Origin of the sequence: Jeotgalibacillus salarius, assembly GCF_004405125.1 — a bacterium.
Taxonomy (GTDB): Bacteria; Bacillota; Bacilli; order Bacillales; family Jeotgalibacillaceae; genus Jeotgalibacillus; species Jeotgalibacillus salarius.
The window spans coordinates 374772-394304 of record NZ_SORX01000001.1 but is presented as its reverse complement, the minus strand read 5'-3'; the positions used below and the strand labels follow the sequence as shown (position 1 = coordinate 394304).

Below are 19533 nucleotides of genomic sequence, written 5' to 3'. Positions count from 1 at the left end.
AGATTGTGAAAATTTACTTTAAGTGTTAAGATTATGGGGAAGTTAAAAATTCCTCTATTATATATAACAACGGCTGGTTGGTGGCCGGGAGCACTTCGCCTGAGGCGGAGTGCTTTTTTATGCTTTTCATTCTCTTGTGAAATAGGATTTTACTGTGGGTCACTTGTACGGAAGGTGATGGAAAGATGTACGTTAGTGTGGAATAAACAGGCGGTGCTGCCGGGATCAAGTCCATCTGAAATACTGCTGATTGAAATCACGAGCTCATATTGCAATAGGATGGTATTAGTACATAAATGAAGGGATTCCGCCGGTTCCCCAAGTCACCCCTGCGTGAAACCAGCACATAAAAAAACCCGTTCAGTCCCCAAACTGAACGGGTTTTACGATTATTTCTTCGGTGGATAGGCTTTCCATCTGCTAAAGTCAGCATCCTGTTTCTTAATCATTTCAGCAGGGAAGATAAACGTCCAGGGCTTACTTGTGTTCGCTGAAACCGAAAGAGGTGCGAGCTTGAACCCGCCTTGTGCAACAATGTCACCTTTTGCATCTTCAATCACAAGCGGCAGCTGTTCGAGCTGAATGTTTTTCTGACTTCCATTACGAATCAGCAGTGTAACATGCAAACTGCCATCTTCCTTACGTGACTGCTGAAGACCCAGGAAATTCACTTCTCCCGGTTTTGGCGCTTCAGCCTGATTTACGAAAGAAGCCAGTTTTTCCTGTTCTTCCACTGCAAGTGACTGTTCCCATTTTTCATCAAGCTCTAATCTGTGAGGCACTTCCTTTGGCTTTAGTTCGAAAGCGAGCTGCCAGTCTTCCGAAGGTATATCAGTTTTTTCTACAGAACCCTTTTCAAATAAGAACTGCCATGGACGGCTGCTTTCTGCAGGAAGCTCTCCCAATGCAGCAAGATCAAACTCCTTACGCGCCAGACGTTCTCCTTCAGGACTCAATAATAATAGGAAGGTTTTGCCGAGTGTAATCGGCTTTTTCAGGCTTGATCTGACAAACGCAGTCACTGCTACAGCGCCGCTCTTTTCATCTTGTTCAAGACTGATGCCTGAAAGGGAAAGCTGATTCCGTTTTAAAGGTGACAGTTCTTTATTCAGGAACTGGTAATAATATTTTTCCTCGTCATTTACTCTTGAACCCGGATGAAGAGAAAGGGTAGTATTGACCTCTTCTTCACCAGGCGCTTCTGTATGTTCAACGACTTCATTCGAAGAAACAGCGTGATCCTTACCTTCTCTTTTTTTATTACGCGTAAATTTTTTCAGCCAGCTCATTTCAGTTTCACTCCGTTCTTCTTCGTGGTCTCAATCTTATGGATCAGCTGTGCAGTTTGTCTGCTGACATCCTGTTCCAGCTGATAATGCATCATAGAAAACAGCTCAAGGCCTTCTCTCTGATACTGTCTCATCGGATCTTCCTGAGAATAACTTCTCAGTCCTACGCCTTCTTTCAGGCGATCCATCGCATCAATGTGACGCAGCCAGTAATGATCTGTGCGGCTCAGCAGAAACCTTCTCAGCTGTTCTGAAAATTGCTCCTGTTGCAAATGTTCATCAACAAGCACGACATATGAATCGGTCTGTTCCTTGACAGACTCTTTAATACGCTTAAGCGGTGTATCCTCATTAATAAATGAAAAGTCTCCTGTCGGCACGATTAGTGTCAAGTTCTCTTTCATTTTATCCAGATCCCATGTCTCGTCAGGCTCATCCTCAGGACAGCGCAGGCGGACTTCTTCTGTCGTGTGTGATGAGATAATATTTTTCAAAATCGGATGAACAGCGTCGCGTTCAAGTAATTTATCACGCAGGTCATAGATTGTCGCCCGCTGAATACCAAGTACATCATCAAGCTTCAGGTTATATTCACGAATCGAGAAGTTAGATCCTTCACAAATCCGCTGTACACGATCTACAAACTCCCTTGCTTTTTTACTTTTCACTTCACCATTTTTATCACTGGATATATTTTTCTTCAGTTTCTCACGCTCTTCCGGTGCAAAGCGGCGGTACATTTCATCATCGAGTGAAATAAAGAACTCTGATGTACCCGGATCACCCTGACGTCCGGAACGTCCTTTGAGCTGATTGTCAATCCGTCGTGATTCGTGGCGTTCTGTACCGATCACATATAACCCGCCGAGCTCGCGGACACCTTCACCCAGGACAATATCCGTTCCACGGCCTGCCATGTTCGTCGCTACTGTTATCGCATTTTTCTGGCCGGCAAGTGAAATGAGGCGCACTTCCTGTTCAAGACTCTTTGCATTCAGGATCTCATGAGACAATCCGCGTTTTTTCAGTTCTCCTGAAACCAGTTCAGACTGAATAATGGAAGTTGTCCCGATTAAAATTGGTCTTCCTTCATTGTGAAGTTCTTCAACCCGGTCAGCAGCAGCTTTATATTTTTGTTCAATCGTTTCATAGATCCGGTCTGCTTTATCAGTCCGTGCAATCGGCTGATTGGTCGGCACTTGCACAACACCGAGGTTATAAATGTCACGCAGTTCTTTCTGTTCGGTTTTTGCTGTACCGGTCATGCCCGCAAGCTGGTGATAACGGCGGAAGTAATTCTGTATTGTGATAGATGCCTGCGTTTTGTTTTCCTCAGTTACTTCGAGCCCTTCTTTTGCTTCAATTGCCTGATGAAGTCCGTTACTTAATGACCGGCCTTCCATCGGGCGTCCAGTGAACATATCGACGAGCAAGACTTTGCCATCTTTAATGATGTAATCAACATCACGCTGAAACATTACCCGTGCACGCAGCGCTTGAATCACATAATGATAAAGTGTCTGGTGCTCAAGCTCATACAGGTTATCAATATCAAATCCGCGTTCAATGCTTGATATACCTTCTTCTGTCAGGTTTGTCGTTTTGGTCTCGAGGTCATAGTGAAATTCACGGCCCTCTTCAAAATGCTTTACAATGCGTGCACATAAATTACTCAGGTCTGTACTGACGCCGTCTTTTCCGGCAATAATGAGCGGTGTTTTTGCCTCATCGATTAATACGCTGTCTGCTTCATCTATAATGGCGAAGTGAAGAGGCCGCTGGACACGCTGCCCGGTTTCATAGACCATGTTGTCCCGCAAATAATCAAACCCGAATTCACTGCCGATTCCATATGTAATATCAGCTGCATACGCCATTCTCTTCCGGTCAGGCTCAAGTCCCGGGATATTAAGACTGACATCCAGCCCGAGAAATTCGTGTACCTGTCCAATCAGATCGCGGTCACGTCTCGCCAGGTATTCATTTACTGTAATGACGTGCACGCCTTTACCTTCAAGTGCATGAAGATAACTCGGAAGGGAAGCAACAAGCGTTTTACCTTCGCCTGTTGGCATTTCAGCAATGTTACTGTCTGACAGTGCAAGTCCGCCGATCATCTGCACATCAAAATGGCGCATACCAAGTACACGTTTTGAAGCTTCACGTACAACAGCAAAAGCTTCACTCCGTATCGAAGACAGGGCCTCACCCTGATCAACCCGTTCCTTAAAAACTGATGTCTGATTTCTCAATTCATCATCACTATATTGTTCAAACTGATCTTCAAGCAGATTAATCTGCTCAGTCAGCTTTCTATATTTTTTCAGCTGCCGGTCATCACCGGAGCTTTTTATCTTCTGTATGAAAGAAATCATGGTATTCTCTCCTTAATCTTGTAAACTGCATCAGCTATCAGTATATCATGACGAGTAGGCAGTTACATTAATTTCTCGGCATTTTAACTGGATAGAAATGGGAAATATGTTATGGTTAACAATGAAAGATTAATAGAAGGGGGATCACAATGAAAACATTATGGATCGGAGCGGCAGCACTGACAATTTCAATCATGAGTGCACAAAGTGCCAGCGCAGAAGAAAATGATGCACAGGCATTTAAACAGATGCTAACAGAGACAGGAATAGAAAAAGGAATTCCGCCTGAAGTATTAAAGGCAATTGCCTACAAAGAGAACGGCGGTTTTAATCACTATGATGAAGACGGCTCACCGGTTGTCTCAGATGATGGAGGAATCGGCTTAATGCAGCTGACCTTCACAGATCAGGAGATTGAGAGATTCGATATTGATATGGAACGGATAGCAGAGGATGTGGACTATCATATCGAACAGGCAGCTGAGCACCTGCTTCGTAAAAAAGCGCTGAATCTTCCTATTGTAAATGATGGAGAGAACACGGACATTGAATCATGGTACTTTGCTGTAATGGCATATAACGGTCTGAGTGAAATCAATGACCCTAATACACATGATGATGCCTATCAGGAAGATGTGTTCAGTTATATCCGCAATAATAGCGTGATCTCCATAGGCGAAACACCAGAGCTTGAAATCAACTATGGTGAAACAGATGAAGATCGTCTGATCATGCGCTTTCCAGACCGAGATTATACATGGCCAACAGAAACACCTGCTATGCAGCTGGCTGAGACCGGAAGCAGCGTCTACAGCTATCATGAGTTTGAAGGGTTTGATACGTCTAATGTAAGAAGTGAGCCAGGCGGGCAATTAATTGCTTCAATAAATCATTACACACCACTTGAGATTACTGATGGTCCTTTTGAAGCTGCAGGAGAAGCAAATCATTATGTCTTCTATAAAGTAAAAGGAAATTTTGGTGAAGGATATATTGCAAGTTCAAATCTGCAATTCGGGAACGAGCTAACGATTTTCAATGACCTTTCCCCGGGTGAAATTGAGACGGCTGTTGCTTATCTTCAGCAGAGAGAAGTGATCAACGGCTATGAAGATGGCACATACAGGCCATTCAATGTGCTTCAGAGAAGACATGCCGCAGCACTGATCGTCAGAGCACTCGACCTTGAGAAACCTGAAAACTATGAAGTGACCTCACCAGACCTTACGCCTGATACACCAGGTTACGAAGATCTTGCCATTATGGAATATCACGGCATCATGGGAAGAGGCGGACAAATGAATGCGGAGTCACCACTTAACCGTTCACAGATGGCGAGCATGTTGAACCGCTCTTTTGCGGCAGTCTATGATATCCCTGATGAAGTAATCAACATTAAAGATCTATCCGCTGATGATCAAATTTATGAAGATATTGCGGTTATTGTTCATAACGAAATTACGAATGCAGATGAAAATACCGCATTTAATCCATGGAATTCAGTCACACGTGGACAGTACGCGCTATTCTTTGAACGGTCCATTAGACTCATGGAGAAAAATTCTTAATATGTAAACGTTTTAAAAGAAGAGAGACTGACGTAAGCCTAGGCCGTCAGTCTCTTTTTGATTTATTGTTTGAATTTAACGAATATTTTATTAAAAGGATAAAAGTTTAATAGATCAGCCATAAAAAGGGTTTATAGAAAAATATTTTTTCATTTTTCTAAAGGTTTACGAAAATATGACGAAATAACTTAAGAACACCTATATTTACGCATTTTTCGCGCTTTAGCTCGAAAAAACATAGGTATTTCTCGTTATTTCTTCAAAAATGATTGAAATATTTCTGTCATCTTGTAGAATGAAAGAAGGTTATTGTAATGGATAATCCACTATGAACTGGAAATCACATATCTTTTTTTCCATTTTGTAAAAGGATTGACATTCTCGTAATCTGAGACTATACTGATGGGTGTAGGTACATAAGTTGTTGAATGGGTCTTTATTCATAATTACATATTCCTGTTTAACTACTTTATTATAATATGCAATTACAAGGAGGAAATTTTTTAATGGCTTACCAACCAAAGTCTTACCGCAAGTTCCTTGCGGGTACAGTAACAACTGCACTAGTAGCTTCAGCAGTCGCTCCAGTCGCAGGTGCCGAGGGCCTTCAGGCTCAGGACAATCACACAACATTCTCAGACGTTAACCCGGCTGATGTACACGCTCCAAATATTCAGAAAGCAGTTGACCTAGGTCTTGTTAATGGTTATGGAGACGAATTCCGCCCTTATAATAATGTTACTCGTGGACAAGTTGCATTGATCCTTTCTCGTTGGATCGAATCTGAAGGAACAACAGTGGATACTTCAGATACTGAAGAATTTGCTGATGTACCATCATCTTACTATGACGAAGAACTTTACGAAGCTTCATTAGTACTTCGTGAACTTGGTATCTTCACAGGTACTGAAGAAAACAACTTTAACCCGAACTCGCCAATCTCTCGTCAGGCAATGGCGAAAGTACTTGTTGAAGCATTCGGACTTGAAGATCTTGAAGATGTGGATGCAACTGTAACTGACATCGAAGACGCTCAGGAGTGGGCTCAGGATTATATCAACATTCTTGTTGAAAACGGCGTAACTGTAGTTGACGAATATCGTCCACTTGAGTATGTTACACGTGCTCAGTTCTCTACTTTCGCAATTCGTGCACTTACTGTGTATGAAGAGTCCCTACTTCCAGCTGTAACATCTGTTGAATTTAACGCAGAAGGTGACATGTTCACTGTTGAATTTGACGAAGAGATTCCTGAAGATGTAACACTTGAATGGGTTCTTGAAAACTATGATGTAGAAGTAAATGGAACACCTGTTTCTGAAATTCCTGAAGAAGTACTTGAAGCATTAGCTCTTGAAATTTCTAATGTAGATGGTATGACAGTTACTTTCAGCCACACTGATCTTGATGATCTAAGTGATGCACTTGGTGGAGAAAGCGTTGAACTTTCAGTTGGTGGAGCTTCAGATGTTTATACTTTTGAAGTGATCGTTGAGCCAATGGTTGAGAGTGTAATGGCGGTTAACGCTAAACAAGTAGTTGTTAACTTCAATACTGCAGTTGATGAAGATACAGTTATTGTTGATGCAGGAACAGACAACTCTTTAGTTGCTGATACTTTCTCTATTAGCCGTGTGCCTGCTTCAGCTACTACTCCAGCACTAAATGTTGACGCTGATAACGCAACAGGTGTACTTAGTGAAGATGGAAAGACTTTAACAATTACTGCTGGTGGAGCTGAGTATTTTGATGGTACTTACTCACTAACTGTTGCTGATACGGTAGAAACAGTATCAGGTGATGAATTCCCAGCATTCTCTTCAACTTTTACAGTCGATGACACTACTGCACCGACAGTTTCAAGTGTTGATTACGAAGTTGCAACTAATACAGTTACAGTAACTTATAGTGAGCCACTTGAAGCAGCTCCTACAACTGTTCGTCAGAATGGACAACCTGTTAGCTTGATTGCTGGTTTTACTCCTGGTGATACAGAGGTTTCTTTCCTTAACACAGCAACTTCAGGTACTACTTCTACAGTTTATACTGCAGGTGCGGTAGATTATAATGGAAACAACCAAACACTATTTAACGGAAATGTATTTATTGATCAAGCAAGCACTGAAGCATTAACTGTGACATCACTTGCACAAGTTGATTCTAATGTTGCAAGACTTGTATTTGATAAAGCTGTAGCAGGTGCTACTGCAAATGATGCGGAAGCTGCTGTTGCTGCTGCACTATCAGTTATTGAAGATGGAAATGTAATTGATGATCTAGATATTAGTGTTACAAGAGTTGCAACTGACACTACTAATCGTTCATTCGATGTTTCTATCAATGCTGGTGCAGCTCCAGCGTATGGTTTTTATGATAATGGTTCAACTACTGAAGATGTTACATTCCTTCTAGCGGATGGAGAAATTGAAGACATTTTCGGTAATGAAAATGGAGTATTCAATAGAACAGTAACTATGACTCAAGATCTTACTGGTCCTGAAGTTGTATCTATTGGAGCTTCTACAGACGGAACTACTTTAGATGTAACATTTGATGAAGATGTTACTATCGAAGACCTATCTGCATTTGTTGTACGCCAAGATGGTGTAAACATTGATGTTCTAGCATCATCATCTGTAGATGATAACGTGGTTTCTCTTGTTTTAGATCCTGATTCAGATACAGTTGCTGATGACCTAACAGATGGTACTTACTCTGTGCGCGTTGAAGAGGGTGCAGTTGCTGATGTACACACTAATGAAAATGAGTTAATTACTGGACTTACATTCACTTATAGCGAAGATGATGTTGCTTCACCATTAACTGCAACAATTGCAGATGAGGCGGCAGCAAATACATTCTCAGTAACATTCTCTGAAGAAGTAACAAACTCTGGACTTAATGCAGCTAACTATACTTTAGATGGCGCAGCATTACCGGCTGGAACTGATATCTACTTTGCAACTGCAGCTCGTGAAGAAGTTATTATTGAACTGCCTGAAGATTCAGTAAATATCGGAGTTGTTGGTACAGGAACAACTGCAGTTCTAGGTGTTAAAAACGTAGTAGACCTTGATGGTGATGTTGTATCAGAATTTTATGATACAGTAACAATTGAAGACAACACATCTTCAGATCTATTATCTGCTTCTCTTGTAGGTAATAACACTCTAGTGTTCACATTTGATGAGGCGCTTGAAGAAGGAACTGAACCAACAGATTTCGATGAGCTTGTTGAAGATTTCACTATCACAGGTGGTTCTACTGTACTAGATGAAGGAACAAACACTGGAACGATTGCATCATCTATTGATGGAAACCAGCTAGTAGTTACTGTAACAAGTGAAGGAGACTCTAATTGGTCTACGGTTAGATCTGCTAATACTATAACTGTACTTACTAACGACGGAATCACTATCCAAGACGATAATGAGTACGAAGTTTCTGGTGGAGTGCAAGTTACTGTTTCAAAATAAGAATTCGAACACGTCTTTTTGTCAAATTTAAGTTTGACAATTGACTACAATTCGATCAAGCCAGTTTTCCCTGAAAAGAGGAGGCTGGCTTTTTCTTTTGAACTTTATCTGAAGTGTTTATTGATTCACAGAGGATTCAGCAGGTTTGAACATATAAAAAAATAGTCAAACTGATTAATATGTTCAAAACATTAATAAATATTCAATGAATATTCTATCAATACTTAGTCCAACACTAGCATAAGAATCCGCCAAATCAGGTGAAGGTTCTTATGCCTTTTTTATTGCGCTGTTTTCGATCAAATCAAATAATACCGAGAGTCACTCAGATAAAGGTTGAATTCCAGACCTTCGATTAGTTACTAAAGTTTTAACAAGTTACGTATAAGCGTTGGTTACATTTTATCGATGAAAGTTTAGTTGTTACAGAAGTTGCCATAATTACATTGAGAAAAAACTCGTGAGGGAGTTTTATAACCGGAAAACTATGTAACTGATGTAATTTTATTGTTTGTAGTTACAAAGTTACAAGTTTAAGAAGTTACATTTTTCTAGTTACTGTTGTAACGATAGTTAAATAATTTGTAACTCGCAGAATAAATGATCGGTAACTTTCTGTGGTAGTTACATCGTAAATGGAGGAACCGAAGGTGAAAAAAGCGGTTACGTATGCCCGGAAATCATACTACACTGGAAAATTGTCAGATCAAGAAGTCATTGGATACCAACAAAGTGCAATGAATCAATATGCTGAACAACATCAATTAGAGGTTGTGAAGGAATTCTCAGACGTAAATTACACGGGAGCGAATGTTGACCGTCCTTCGTTACAGGCACTGCTTCATTATCTCTCTACTAACAAAATTGACCAGGTTCTCTTTTACTCTGTTGATCGGATGGGAAGACATAATGCCAACAATATTGATTTGGTAAGAGAAATGTTAGATCACGTGTCTAGTATTAGTTTTGTATCAGAAGGGTTAACTTTCGATCAAAATAATAATACTTTGGACGTTGTGTTGTTAGTGTTGTTTTCAAGCCAGGCGGACAGTTTCAGAGAGATTCACGGGAAGAAAATTGCGGCTGCTAAAGAATACAAATTAAAGAAATACAAGAACTTTAATGGCTGTCGCCTTCAAAAAGTTCATCCGAGAAGATTTCATATGAAATCTCCTTAGTTGGGCTTCTTTTTTTACACTTTTATCTTGAATTAGATTTGAAGGAGACAGGAATTGCAACTGAATGAACCAACGATGAGGAAGTAAATTTAAAAATAGGCATAACAAAAAAGCCTTTTTGAATTCATTTTTAAAAAAGGGTAATTGCTACTCTATGAATCTGGGGTTAAGCAATCCGTTTGTAGGTATGGTAAAGTCCATTCATGACAGGGGTTGCTTTTAATTTTAGATCTCCTTCCTTCACCGGCACATGCTTAGGTGTGGGAATCGGTGTTTGACCACCTATGCCCTGATGTGTTCGATCCGTATTATAATAGTTGGAAATGTAATCATGGAGCAGGTGGTGTATGTGTTTTTCATTAATCGGAATAATATGGTTGGTACATTCTCGTTTAATTGTTCCTATAGCTCTTTCCACGTATGCATTTTGCCAAGGTGACTTGTAAGCCGTTTTTTTAGATTGGATACCTGAAGTTTGCAAGAAGCGTTGACATTTGTTGGATCTGAATAATGGATCATTATCATGGATTAAGTAGGTTGGCCTCTCTCCGTAAGGCGTCGCGTGTCTGAACTGTTGTACGACCCATTCTGCATCGGGATTCGTTGTCACATTGAAATGGATGATCCGTCTTGTCTGGTGATGAATAATCACTAACACATGTAAGATCTTAAAATTAAACGTTGGAATCGTGAAGAAGTCAACGGCCCAAGTAACCGATAAATGATTTTTAATGAATGTGTTCCATGATTGAATCTGTTTTTTAGAAGGGGGCTTCGGTTGGTTAGCCATGTTCTTTATGTATTTGGCAATCGTATTTGGTGCGGGTGTATTGATCACGCCTCGAAGCTTGATCTGTTCGTGTAGCTTCTCGGATGATAGAGTTGGATTCTCCTTATGGAGTTTTTCTATTAATAAAATGGTTTCTATTGAGATGAGCGGCCTGCCCATTTTCTTGGATTTCCTTCTCCAATAAATTTTAAAGGCAGTACGGTGCCAGCGAATAACCGTTTCAGGCTGTACATTGAACAAATGGTCTTTCCAAGTAGGAACTATTTTAGATAAGATCACCCATAATTGTTTGAAGACGATATTTTGTTGTCTTTTAGGTGACTTAGCCTTTTTATTCTTTTCCATTTCACTCATCAATTGACTCCGCACGGCTAAAAGTTCTAATCTTATTTGAATATGGTAGGTAAAGAAACTGGAAATGAAATCTTTTAGTAGCTTGTACCACAGTTTTAAAGATTGAAAGAGTAAAGCTAATGATTTCAAATTAATCCCTCCAAAGATTTAAGATAAACTCATATGTTGTCAGAAAGTAAGAAATTATTAATTATCATTAGAATTGCTTGATGTGTTGTGCGAGATTCAGAGATGATTATTAATACAGCTTACTGCTAAAAGAAATATCAGTGTATGATGTCCTGTTGTTCTTTAATTAATTTTTTTTTCATCTTTCGTAGTAATATTTAAGAACAGTTGAGAAAAACTACCTTTCCTGGAAACGCTTCAGATGATTTAAGTAGAAGCGAGTTCCTGTGATAGACGCATTTTATAATTGACTACAATTTGATCATGTCAATTCGTTATGAAAAGAGGAGATTGTCTTTTTTAATTTTGAGATTTATTTAACCACGTTTATTGAAAGCTGGTCTTTCTAGTTTTTCAATTAGATAATGTTCTAAAGCTGAAATGAAGTACCACTGTTCACGCTTCTTAAAGGTTACAACGCCAATCTCAGTGTCCATATCATTAATCACTGTATCCCACTTTTCATCTCCGAAAGCTGAAACTTGATTCAGGATCCTTGAGCGCAATCCAACTGAAGGCAGCGCCCTTCCTATATATTTAACAGTTCCTCCTTGCACGAAATAATAAATTCCAAATTCGTTTTTTAAACTACTAGTGAAATCGGGATTACCTACAACCTACTATTTCTCTAAGTGTTTCTTTTCTATTAGCCTTCGAAATGCCACCACATATTGTCTTTGGAAAATCTTCCATTAGTCTATGTGAATCCGTTTCTGAATACGTCTGTTTCATAAATCTCCCTCCATTTATACAATATATTTCGATAAAAAGTAGAATAAAGCTCTGTATTGTATAACATCACCTTTGTGCAATTTTGTTACTTTTACTAAGCTAAGGTAATGAATTACTTCAAAGAAGCCGGAATCTTTCCCAGCGTTTAATAAGAGCTTGACTCTTTTATTGTAGCACGCGAGGGATTTTCATGAGTATGAAAGAACTAAAAATTCATAACAACGACTGCCTGAATATTGATATAATGGAACTAGATTACTAGACTATTATTACAACTAAATAGGTAAAGTTAATAGAGTTAGTTGTGAAGAAGGAGAAGTGTATATGGAGATTAATTATCCAGCTGGTTTTATGAACAGATTTTTAGCGTATGTTTTAGATTCTATAATTATTTTAATGGCAACTGGGCTTATTTCATTCGTTCTATATGGAGTGTTCTATGATAGTGAAAATTACTATCCTACTGATATATTAGGTTTAATTTATACCCTATTGTTACCTGTTTTATGGTTTGGGTACACAATCGGTAGACGAATTGCAGGCAATCGAATTGTTAGAATTGATGGAAGAAAAGTTGGGATTGGCACAATGATATTAAGAGTTATAGTAGCAGGAATAGCCTATGCTCTTACTTTAGGAATTGGATTGATTGTAAGTGCTTTTATGGTAGGGCTAAGAGAGGATAAACGTTCAATTCACGACTTTATTGCACAAACGTATGTGACAACAAATCCCCCAACAAGAAGCTAAATTATGAAAGTTGGAACTTCAATTAAAGGAGTGCATTACTTGAATAAGCAAAATAATTAATATCACATTTATTCACCCTTTCGTACATAAATTAAAAGCCACATACAGTGAACAAGAAATATGAATATAAATGTAATTTTAGATATAAGGATTATTGTGGAGCACTATAATCATTAAGTGGACCTAAAAAATAGTGATCGATTAATTGTACTTTAAATGATTTAGGATTTTTCTTCTATAAACTTAATTTTATGGAGGTAAGTAAAGGATGGAATTTGGGTTTTTAGAAAGCTTTGAAATGGGATTCGACTTATTCTGGTCCATGTTAACTGCGGACCCTGCATTAACCATAGCACTTGCAGCAGTATTCGGCGGCTTGTATGTTTTTGCTATCATCGTAAACATGCTGAGAGAACAAAAACTAAAAAAATCATGCATCCTGGAAGTCGACCAGATGTCAGGCAGAAAATTCGAAGAGTATCTGCAAATTTTAATGAAATCGAAAGGGTATTATATAAAACTTACCCCAGCAAGTGGGGACTACGGGGTAGACTTGATAATAGCATCGAAGACGAAAAAGATCATTGTACAGGCTAAAAGGTATAAAAATAATGTAGGGATAAAATCCGTACAAGAAATCGCTTCCGCTAAAAGTCTTTATAAAGCAGATGAGTGCTGGGTGATTACGAATAGTCATTTTACTGAACCGGCAAAAAAATTAGCTATTTCTAACAAGGTTCGGTTGATTGATCGGGAGGAATTGATGGGGTGGATGCTAGAGCAAAAGAAAACGGATCAAAGGAGGGACACTGCATAATCTGATTTATTATAAAATTGCTCTTCTGTTAACGAGTATTGGACCCTATTTTAATGAAGCATTCAGAAATACATAATATTCAAGGTAGTTTACGTAATTGCTACTTGAAATATAAGGAGCCTGTTATCTCTAAATAGAGGTAACAGGCGATTTTTGCTTTACACTGTATAAAATACACCTAATATAATGATTGAAAAAAGCACTTTAAAAAAAGTACCTACTTCAAAAAATATCATATCCATTTTAATAAATTTTCTTATATGATCGTTTTATATATAGCACCTCGAGAGATGATGATCGTTTATTTTATTTATTCGCCATGACTGTGATCCCATCTAGAAATTTTTCTATCTCTTCTCCGTGTGGATTAAACACGGTTTCTTCATTATCTTTGGTATAAGAACCCGTGAGTACACCATTTCTCAAATCAAAATTTTTGATGAAAATTGTGTCATCTACAATTCCTTTAATCAGTTTAAATGCTTCCATTAAGTATTATCCCCTTTTGAATACTATTTTTCTCCATAAAAGTGGATGACACCTCCCTTTTTACATAAAATACACGTATTTTAATATATTATTTGAGACGCTTAAGACACATTATGCGTAATAAAAAAAACTCGTATAAACGAGTTCTAATTGATCTGTTGCTTTATATCTGACAAGTTTTGAGTAGCTATTTGATAGTCCATATTAATACCAGTTAAAAACTCAAAAGTAGGATCTCCATAAGATCTTTTTTTCAATAAATAAAAAATAGATGGCTTTTCATTTTTTATTACAGACATAATTTCAGATGTTGGCAGATTTATAGAGGTAGTGCGTATTCTTAAAAAGTTTTTTAAAAAATTCTTTATAGTTGCGATCTCGTTGTTTTCATCTCTAATCTTAGTCATTAATCGATCGAAATTATCAAGAGCTTCTTTCAAATCTGGTTCATGGTGTCTCATGTGAAAACCTCCTTGTTTTAGAAAATTAGCTAGCCTAAGTAGTAATTATCGAATTTTCTGTGTTAATCATATTCAATTTCATTTAATGAATCAGTTAACAGCTGAATATCACTAAGAATTAAGTCTTTGATCTTTGTATTGGTACATTTGTAATAATCATCCACTAAACGTTTTAATTCATAGTAAATAAGAAACATTGTATCTTCCTTTATGTAGTTCATTTGTATTCATTAAATTATAGGTCATTTGGCACTAAAAAGGAAGATGGTTTTTAGAAAAAAACTAAATTTCTATACACATTCCGAGGAAGATCAGAAACGAGACACGTTAAAAAGCCAGAGCAATTGCCCTGGCTTTAGGAGGGGGAGTCTTAACAGACAGAATTCGACGACAGTGAAGTTGTCTGTGTCAGTTTCCATTTTATCCAATCGCAAAATCAAGTATTCATATTCAATAACTAAAATTAATTTCAGTAGACACATTATGCGTCTCAACTAAAGAATTTTATATTTTTTAAGGATTGTCATATATAAGTGAGCTTCAATAAACCCAACTAAATAAACGAAAAATGTAAAAAAGATGCTCCAACCGTTATAGTAACTGATCTTCCCTAAAAAAACAGCCATCAATTCTAAGGAGGTAAACGTGATACTGAATAATAGAATTAACCAATGTGATCTGATTAAATCTTTTGTTTTTAGATATCCAAATAAAGAAGCAATAAAAGGAAAATATCCAATGTTAAAGGGGAATGCAGACAGGGAAATGTTATCCTCGTGTACCGGAGAAACATCCCAATAAAGACCATATCCCCAATCATTAAGTGTGAAAGCAATTGCAATACCTAGAGGATACATGAGTGTAGTGTTTTTGGGATTTTTCTTAAATAAATAGAGCGTTAAGATTCCTGGAAGTACTAGACCGATTATAACGTTTGTCAACATAATTTAGAACAACCTTAGAATTTTTATAGTTAGTATTCCAATTTTAGAAATCTTTATTCGTAAAAATTAATAAATGGTATAGATGCGTATTCCGAACATTTCACGTCTTAAAAAGAAACAAAACAGTTGGAAGTGAACAAGCCAATGGATGAATGCTGTCGCCTTCAAAAAGTCTATCTAAGGATATTTCAGAAAAAAATTTCTTGGGATGTCTTCTTTTTTATGTTTTTTCAGAAAAAAATAAATAAGAAGAATTAGAGCTAATTGTAGTAATGAAAAAAGTGCATTATTAAAATTTCCCATAACGAAAAAGCCTTTTTCAAAACGTTTTTAAAAAAGACTCATCTTTATTTTATGAATCTGAGATTAAGCACTCCGTTTGTACGTATGATAGAGTCCATTCATGACAGGAGTTGCTATTATTTTAATATCTTCTACTTTTACAGGAAGGTGCTTAGGTGTTGGGATTGGAGTTTGCCACTGTATGCCTTGATGTGTTCGATTCGAGTTATAATAATTGTGAATGTAGTCATGAAGCAAGTGATAGATGTGTTTTTCATTAATTGGGATGATATGATCGGTGCATTCTCATTTGATTGTAATAATAGCTCTTTCAATGTATGCATTTTGCCAGGGTGATTTGTAAGCAGTTCGTTTGAAATAAACCTCTTAAGTTTTCAGAAAATACTGAAATTAATTCAATCTGAATAACGGAGCGTTATCATGTATTAAATAGTTAGGGACTTCACCATGAGGCGTTGCGTGTATAAATTGATGAATAACCCCTTATGCATCTGGATTTGTTGTTACATTGAAATGGATGATACGCCTTGTTTTGTAGTGAACAATGACTAAAACATATAAAGATTTAAAATTGAATGTAGGAATGGTGAAGAAGTCGACTGTCCAGGTAACTGATAAGTGATTTTTAATAAATGTCTTCCATGACTGTATTTACTTTTCAGTAGGCGGCTTTGGCTGATTGGCAATTCGTTTAATATATTTCGTGATGGTATTTGGAGTTGGTGCATTGATCATGCCTCAAAGCTTTAATTGTTCGTGCAGTTTCTCTGGTGAAAGTGTTAGATTCTCTTTATGGAGTTTTTCTATTAGCGAAATGGTGTCTTGTGAAATGCTTGGCCTGCCCATTCTCTTAGACTTCCTTTTCCAATGGGTTTTGAACGCATGGCGGTGCCAGCCAATCACTGTTTCTGACTGAACTATGAACAAATGGTCTTTCCAGCTTGGTAGGATTTTTAATAGTATGATCCATAATTGCTTGAAGACAATATTTTGCTGCTTTTTTGGTGACTTGGACATATTTCGTTTTTCCATTTCAATCATCAATTGACTCCGCAGTGCTATGTTTTCTAACCTTATTTGAACATGGTAGTTAACGAAACCTGAAATGAGTTGCTTTAATATCATGTGCCATTTTTTAAGATAATGAAAGAGTGAACTGAATGAATTCAAATTAATCCCTCCACCAATAGATTATTATAAAATATATCGTCAGAAAGTATTGAAGAGTTTAACATGATGAGAGTACTGTTTACTATAAATGTTTTAAGGACAAATAATTTATAAAAATATAGAAAATTAAGAAGGATTTTCAATAATGTTGTCGAACAGTAATATTGAGTAAACATGAAATTGCATACGTTTATACAAGGGGGATGATTAAATGTTAATGGATCAGGTTAATGAAAGCTCTAAAATTAATGAAAGTACACTGGCAATCAGAGAGGCAAGGGTTTTGGGGTTTCAGACTGAAATTATTTCAATGCAAGGAACTGAATTTTCAGTGGTTCCGCCTCTGAAGCTGCTGGATGATCGTTGTATTCAGGCTGGCTTTACAATGCAGGGTAATATTAAAGCAACAAGGATCAGACATCGAATTCATAATAAAGTTCCGCTCGTTGTGGATCCATTCAGAAATATGATTGCCATGCCAACCCATTCACCGAAACATATAGATAATGTCTGGATTTTTTCAGAGCACATACTTGCCACGCACCCTCACACCAAGACGCAATCCATCGTAGAATTCACCAACAACCAATCCCTAATTCTTAATTGTTCAATTCATACTCTGGACAAACAATACAATCGTACGTGCCGGTTAAGTGCTGAGAGCATGTATCGTAATAAGCAGTATTATATGATGAACTATCATTTTAATCGGGATAAAAAATAGCAATCCCTTTTCTCGCTTAATTAAATATTTTTGTCCTGAACACAATTCAAGTCAATTGAATAGTGGAAATAAGAAACGAGTGATGGCTATGGGTTATCACTCGTTTTTTTAAAAAATATATGTTACGTAAATTATTTGTTTATTCTTGTATGAAAAGGTATATAGATTAGTCAATAGGTCAAGAGGATTCAAGGTTAATATCAACTTGATCTTACTAATATATTTAAAAAGAGGCCTCAAAAAGAGACCTCTTAACTATTTAAGGCATTCTATAAGTTTGTAACCCGTTGGCATCAGCTTTAATCCAGCCCATACCTCCAAGGTTATACCACTGTTGCCCATCTGCTGTAACCTCTGTGCCATAAGCTTTATAGCTGTCTCCAGGAGCCAGTCCACCTTCTGAATGTCTAACTGGATTTACTGCAGGTTCTTCATATGTCGTCGTTGAATAGCTGGCTTTTACCATATATGGCTTCACTTCTCCATTATCTCTGTGAACCCATGTATCTGTAGCAACTCTAAAGTAATCTACACCATTTCTACTTGATTTTTCATATACTTTATACAAACTTCCAGTAGGCAAAGTACCATTCAGACCTACTCCCGGACTTGCGAAAGTATTTACTGTTGCATTACCTTGAGGACTCTCTGTTCTTAGCGTTGCCCATGATCCATCAAATTCGTGAAGGATTGGTTCAGGCGTAACGTCACCTTCTAAGTCCTCATTCAGGTAATAATGAGGGTTTACTCTTATACCATTTACTAAAAATTCAAAGTGCAAGTGTGCTCCGTAAGAGAATCCAGAGTTACCCATCTCACCAATTTTATACCCCTGACTCACAGATTGACCAACTGTAACTGTCGCAGTTCCAGGAGATAGATGAGCGTATCTGGTCAGATAGTTTTCACCATTCACGTTATGAGTAATTTCAATGTAATTGCCCCATCCACTTCCGCAATTGCTGTCACCCGCATTCGAGCAGCCAGAGTTTACCTTGGTGACTGTTCCTGCACCGGAAGCATACACTGGATCGTAGTAATTTCCATCATAATCAATACCATAATGATCTCCAAAGTCATAATCTTCATCCATGTAATCACCATTAATGGGTGCAGAACTTGGTGCAATAAAGGTTGCCGCTGCTGATGCTTGATTAGTTCCGTTCACAAGGTTAAAAGAACTGAAGACTAATGCAAGCGCTATAAGATATTTCGAAAAGTTTTTCATGAGTACCTCCTAAAATTTATTTCATTACAATTATAAACATTAATGACAATCATTTTACATGGTAAATACCATTGATTTCTAATTACTATTTTTACTCTTGAGAAATAACTCGTTTATTGTAATTTTATGCTAATAGAAACGTAAAATTTTATTCGTACTAAATTCATAGTTAAATAAAATTTAAATACTGAACAACGAGTAGAAGTGGATCTATCATTTTAATAAATTTAAACATTACTTTTTTAAAAACAGTAATGTTTATATTATCCTGAAACTTTATTCCTGTGTTATGAGCATATTAAACCCGAATATCTAATTAATCCAATGAGTCTTAAATCCTTGTTCATTCACTGTTCAAAAGACCAATTAGCTTTACTTACTTGAATAAACAAGAAAACAATCTCAAGGTTGAGTATGACGAAATTTTTTTGAGAACAAAAATTTATATTATTATGAGTTTTATCTTAATGAAAAAAAGCCTCTTCCGAAAAAGCATTGAAAATGAAAATACGTTGGATTCAATCATACGACTGATATGAAAATAATTACGTCATGTGAAGTAATATTAAAGTTGAGTGTGTTTTACACAAAGAAAAACCAGTTCTCTCAAAGACAGAACTGGTTTTTGGAATAAATTGAAAGTATGCTTTGTTTATTGGTTTTTTACTTTTACAAAATCTTCAACAGATTCGTCAAGTGATGTAATATAATAAAAAA

15 protein-coding genes are annotated in these 19533 nt (G+C 37.2%); 6 read left to right on the top strand and 9 right to left on the bottom strand.

Features of this window, described 5'->3' with window-relative positions; all coding sequences use genetic code 11:
• Positions 1–389 precede the first annotated feature (389 nt).
• Together E2626_RS01700 and secA2 are read right to left on the bottom strand one after the other, a co-directional pair.
• Entirely contained in the window at positions 390–1289 is a 900-nt protein-coding gene (locus E2626_RS01700) for an accessory Sec system S-layer assembly protein (RefSeq protein WP_341785722.1), read from the bottom strand.
• On the bottom strand, positions 1286–3664 hold the full coding sequence (secA2, locus tag E2626_RS01695; RefSeq protein WP_134378985.1) for an accessory Sec system translocase SecA2: 2379 nt from the start codon (positions 3662–3664) through the stop codon (positions 1286–1288). The genes E2626_RS01700 and secA2 overlap by 4 nt, the downstream gene beginning before the upstream one ends.
• A 149-nt stretch (positions 3665–3813) precedes the next feature.
• Here secA2 and E2626_RS01690 point away from each other — a divergent pair, with 149 nt between their 5' ends.
• From E2626_RS01690 to E2626_RS01680, 3 genes are all read left to right on the top strand, one after another.
• A complete protein-coding gene (locus E2626_RS01690; protein WP_134378983.1) occupies positions 3814–5232 on the top strand; it encodes an S-layer homology domain-containing protein in 1419 nt (472 codons plus the stop codon).
• A gap of 506 nt (positions 5233–5738) precedes the next feature.
• On the top strand, positions 5739–8708 hold the full coding sequence (locus E2626_RS01685; protein ID WP_166786703.1) for an S-layer homology domain-containing protein: 2970 nt from the start codon (positions 5739–5741) through the stop codon (positions 8706–8708).
• 650 nt (positions 8709–9358) lie between these two features.
• A complete protein-coding gene (locus E2626_RS01680; protein WP_166786702.1) occupies positions 9359–9886 on the top strand; it encodes a recombinase family protein in 528 nt (175 codons plus the stop codon).
• Between the two features lie 166 nt (positions 9887–10052).
• On the opposite strand, the gene E2626_RS01675 is transcribed toward E2626_RS01680, so the two are convergent.
• On the bottom strand, positions 10053–11159 hold the full coding sequence (locus E2626_RS01675) for an integrase core domain-containing protein (protein WP_244094219.1): 1107 nt from the start codon (positions 11157–11159) through the stop codon (positions 10053–10055).
• A 356-nt stretch (positions 11160–11515) separates the two neighbouring features.
• The gene (locus tag E2626_RS01670; RefSeq protein WP_134378977.1) at positions 11516–11755 is read right to left on the bottom strand and encodes a hypothetical protein; all 240 of its coding nucleotides are present in this window, start codon (positions 11753–11755) and stop codon (positions 11516–11518) included.
• 499 nt (positions 11756–12254) lie between these two features.
• Between E2626_RS01670 and E2626_RS01665 the strand changes: the two genes are divergently transcribed.
• Positions 12255–12680, top strand: a complete 426-nt coding sequence (locus E2626_RS01665; RefSeq protein ID WP_134378975.1) for an RDD family protein — start codon at positions 12255–12257, stop codon at positions 12678–12680.
• A gap of 268 nt (positions 12681–12948) precedes the next feature.
• Positions 12949–13497 (top strand): restriction endonuclease, encoded by a 549-nt coding sequence (locus E2626_RS01660; protein ID WP_244094218.1) that lies wholly within the window; start codon positions 12949–12951, stop codon positions 13495–13497.
• Between the two features lie 306 nt (positions 13498–13803).
• Here the strand turns inward: E2626_RS01660 and E2626_RS01655 are convergent, their stop codons facing one another.
• The 4 genes from E2626_RS01655 to E2626_RS01645 form a co-directional block, all read right to left on the bottom strand.
• Positions 13804–13986, bottom strand: a complete 183-nt coding sequence (locus E2626_RS01655; protein ID WP_134378973.1) for a hypothetical protein — start codon at positions 13984–13986, stop codon at positions 13804–13806.
• 146 nt (positions 13987–14132) lie between these two features.
• The gene (locus E2626_RS01650; protein ID WP_134378971.1) at positions 14133–14447 is read right to left on the bottom strand and encodes a hypothetical protein; all 315 of its coding nucleotides are present in this window, start codon (positions 14445–14447) and stop codon (positions 14133–14135) included.
• Positions 14448–14509: 62 nt separating this feature from the next.
• Positions 14510–14668, bottom strand: a complete 159-nt coding sequence (locus E2626_RS17110; RefSeq protein WP_166786671.1) for a hypothetical protein — start codon at positions 14666–14668, stop codon at positions 14510–14512.
• A gap of 1764 nt (positions 14669–16432) precedes the next feature.
• The gene (locus tag E2626_RS01645; RefSeq protein ID WP_134378969.1) at positions 16433–16735 is read right to left on the bottom strand and encodes a hypothetical protein; all 303 of its coding nucleotides are present in this window, start codon (positions 16733–16735) and stop codon (positions 16433–16435) included.
• A 340-nt stretch (positions 16736–17075) separates the two neighbouring features.
• Here E2626_RS01645 and E2626_RS01640 point away from each other — a divergent pair, with 340 nt between their 5' ends.
• Entirely contained in the window at positions 17076–17588 is a 513-nt protein-coding gene (locus tag E2626_RS01640; protein WP_134378967.1) for a competence protein ComK, read from the top strand.
• A gap of 259 nt (positions 17589–17847) precedes the next feature.
• On the opposite strand, the gene E2626_RS01635 is transcribed toward E2626_RS01640, so the two are convergent.
• Complete coding sequence (locus E2626_RS01635) at positions 17848–18816, bottom strand: M23 family metallopeptidase (RefSeq protein WP_134378965.1); 969 nt, start codon at positions 18814–18816, stop codon at positions 17848–17850.
• Between the last annotated feature and the right edge of the window lie 717 nt (positions 18817–19533).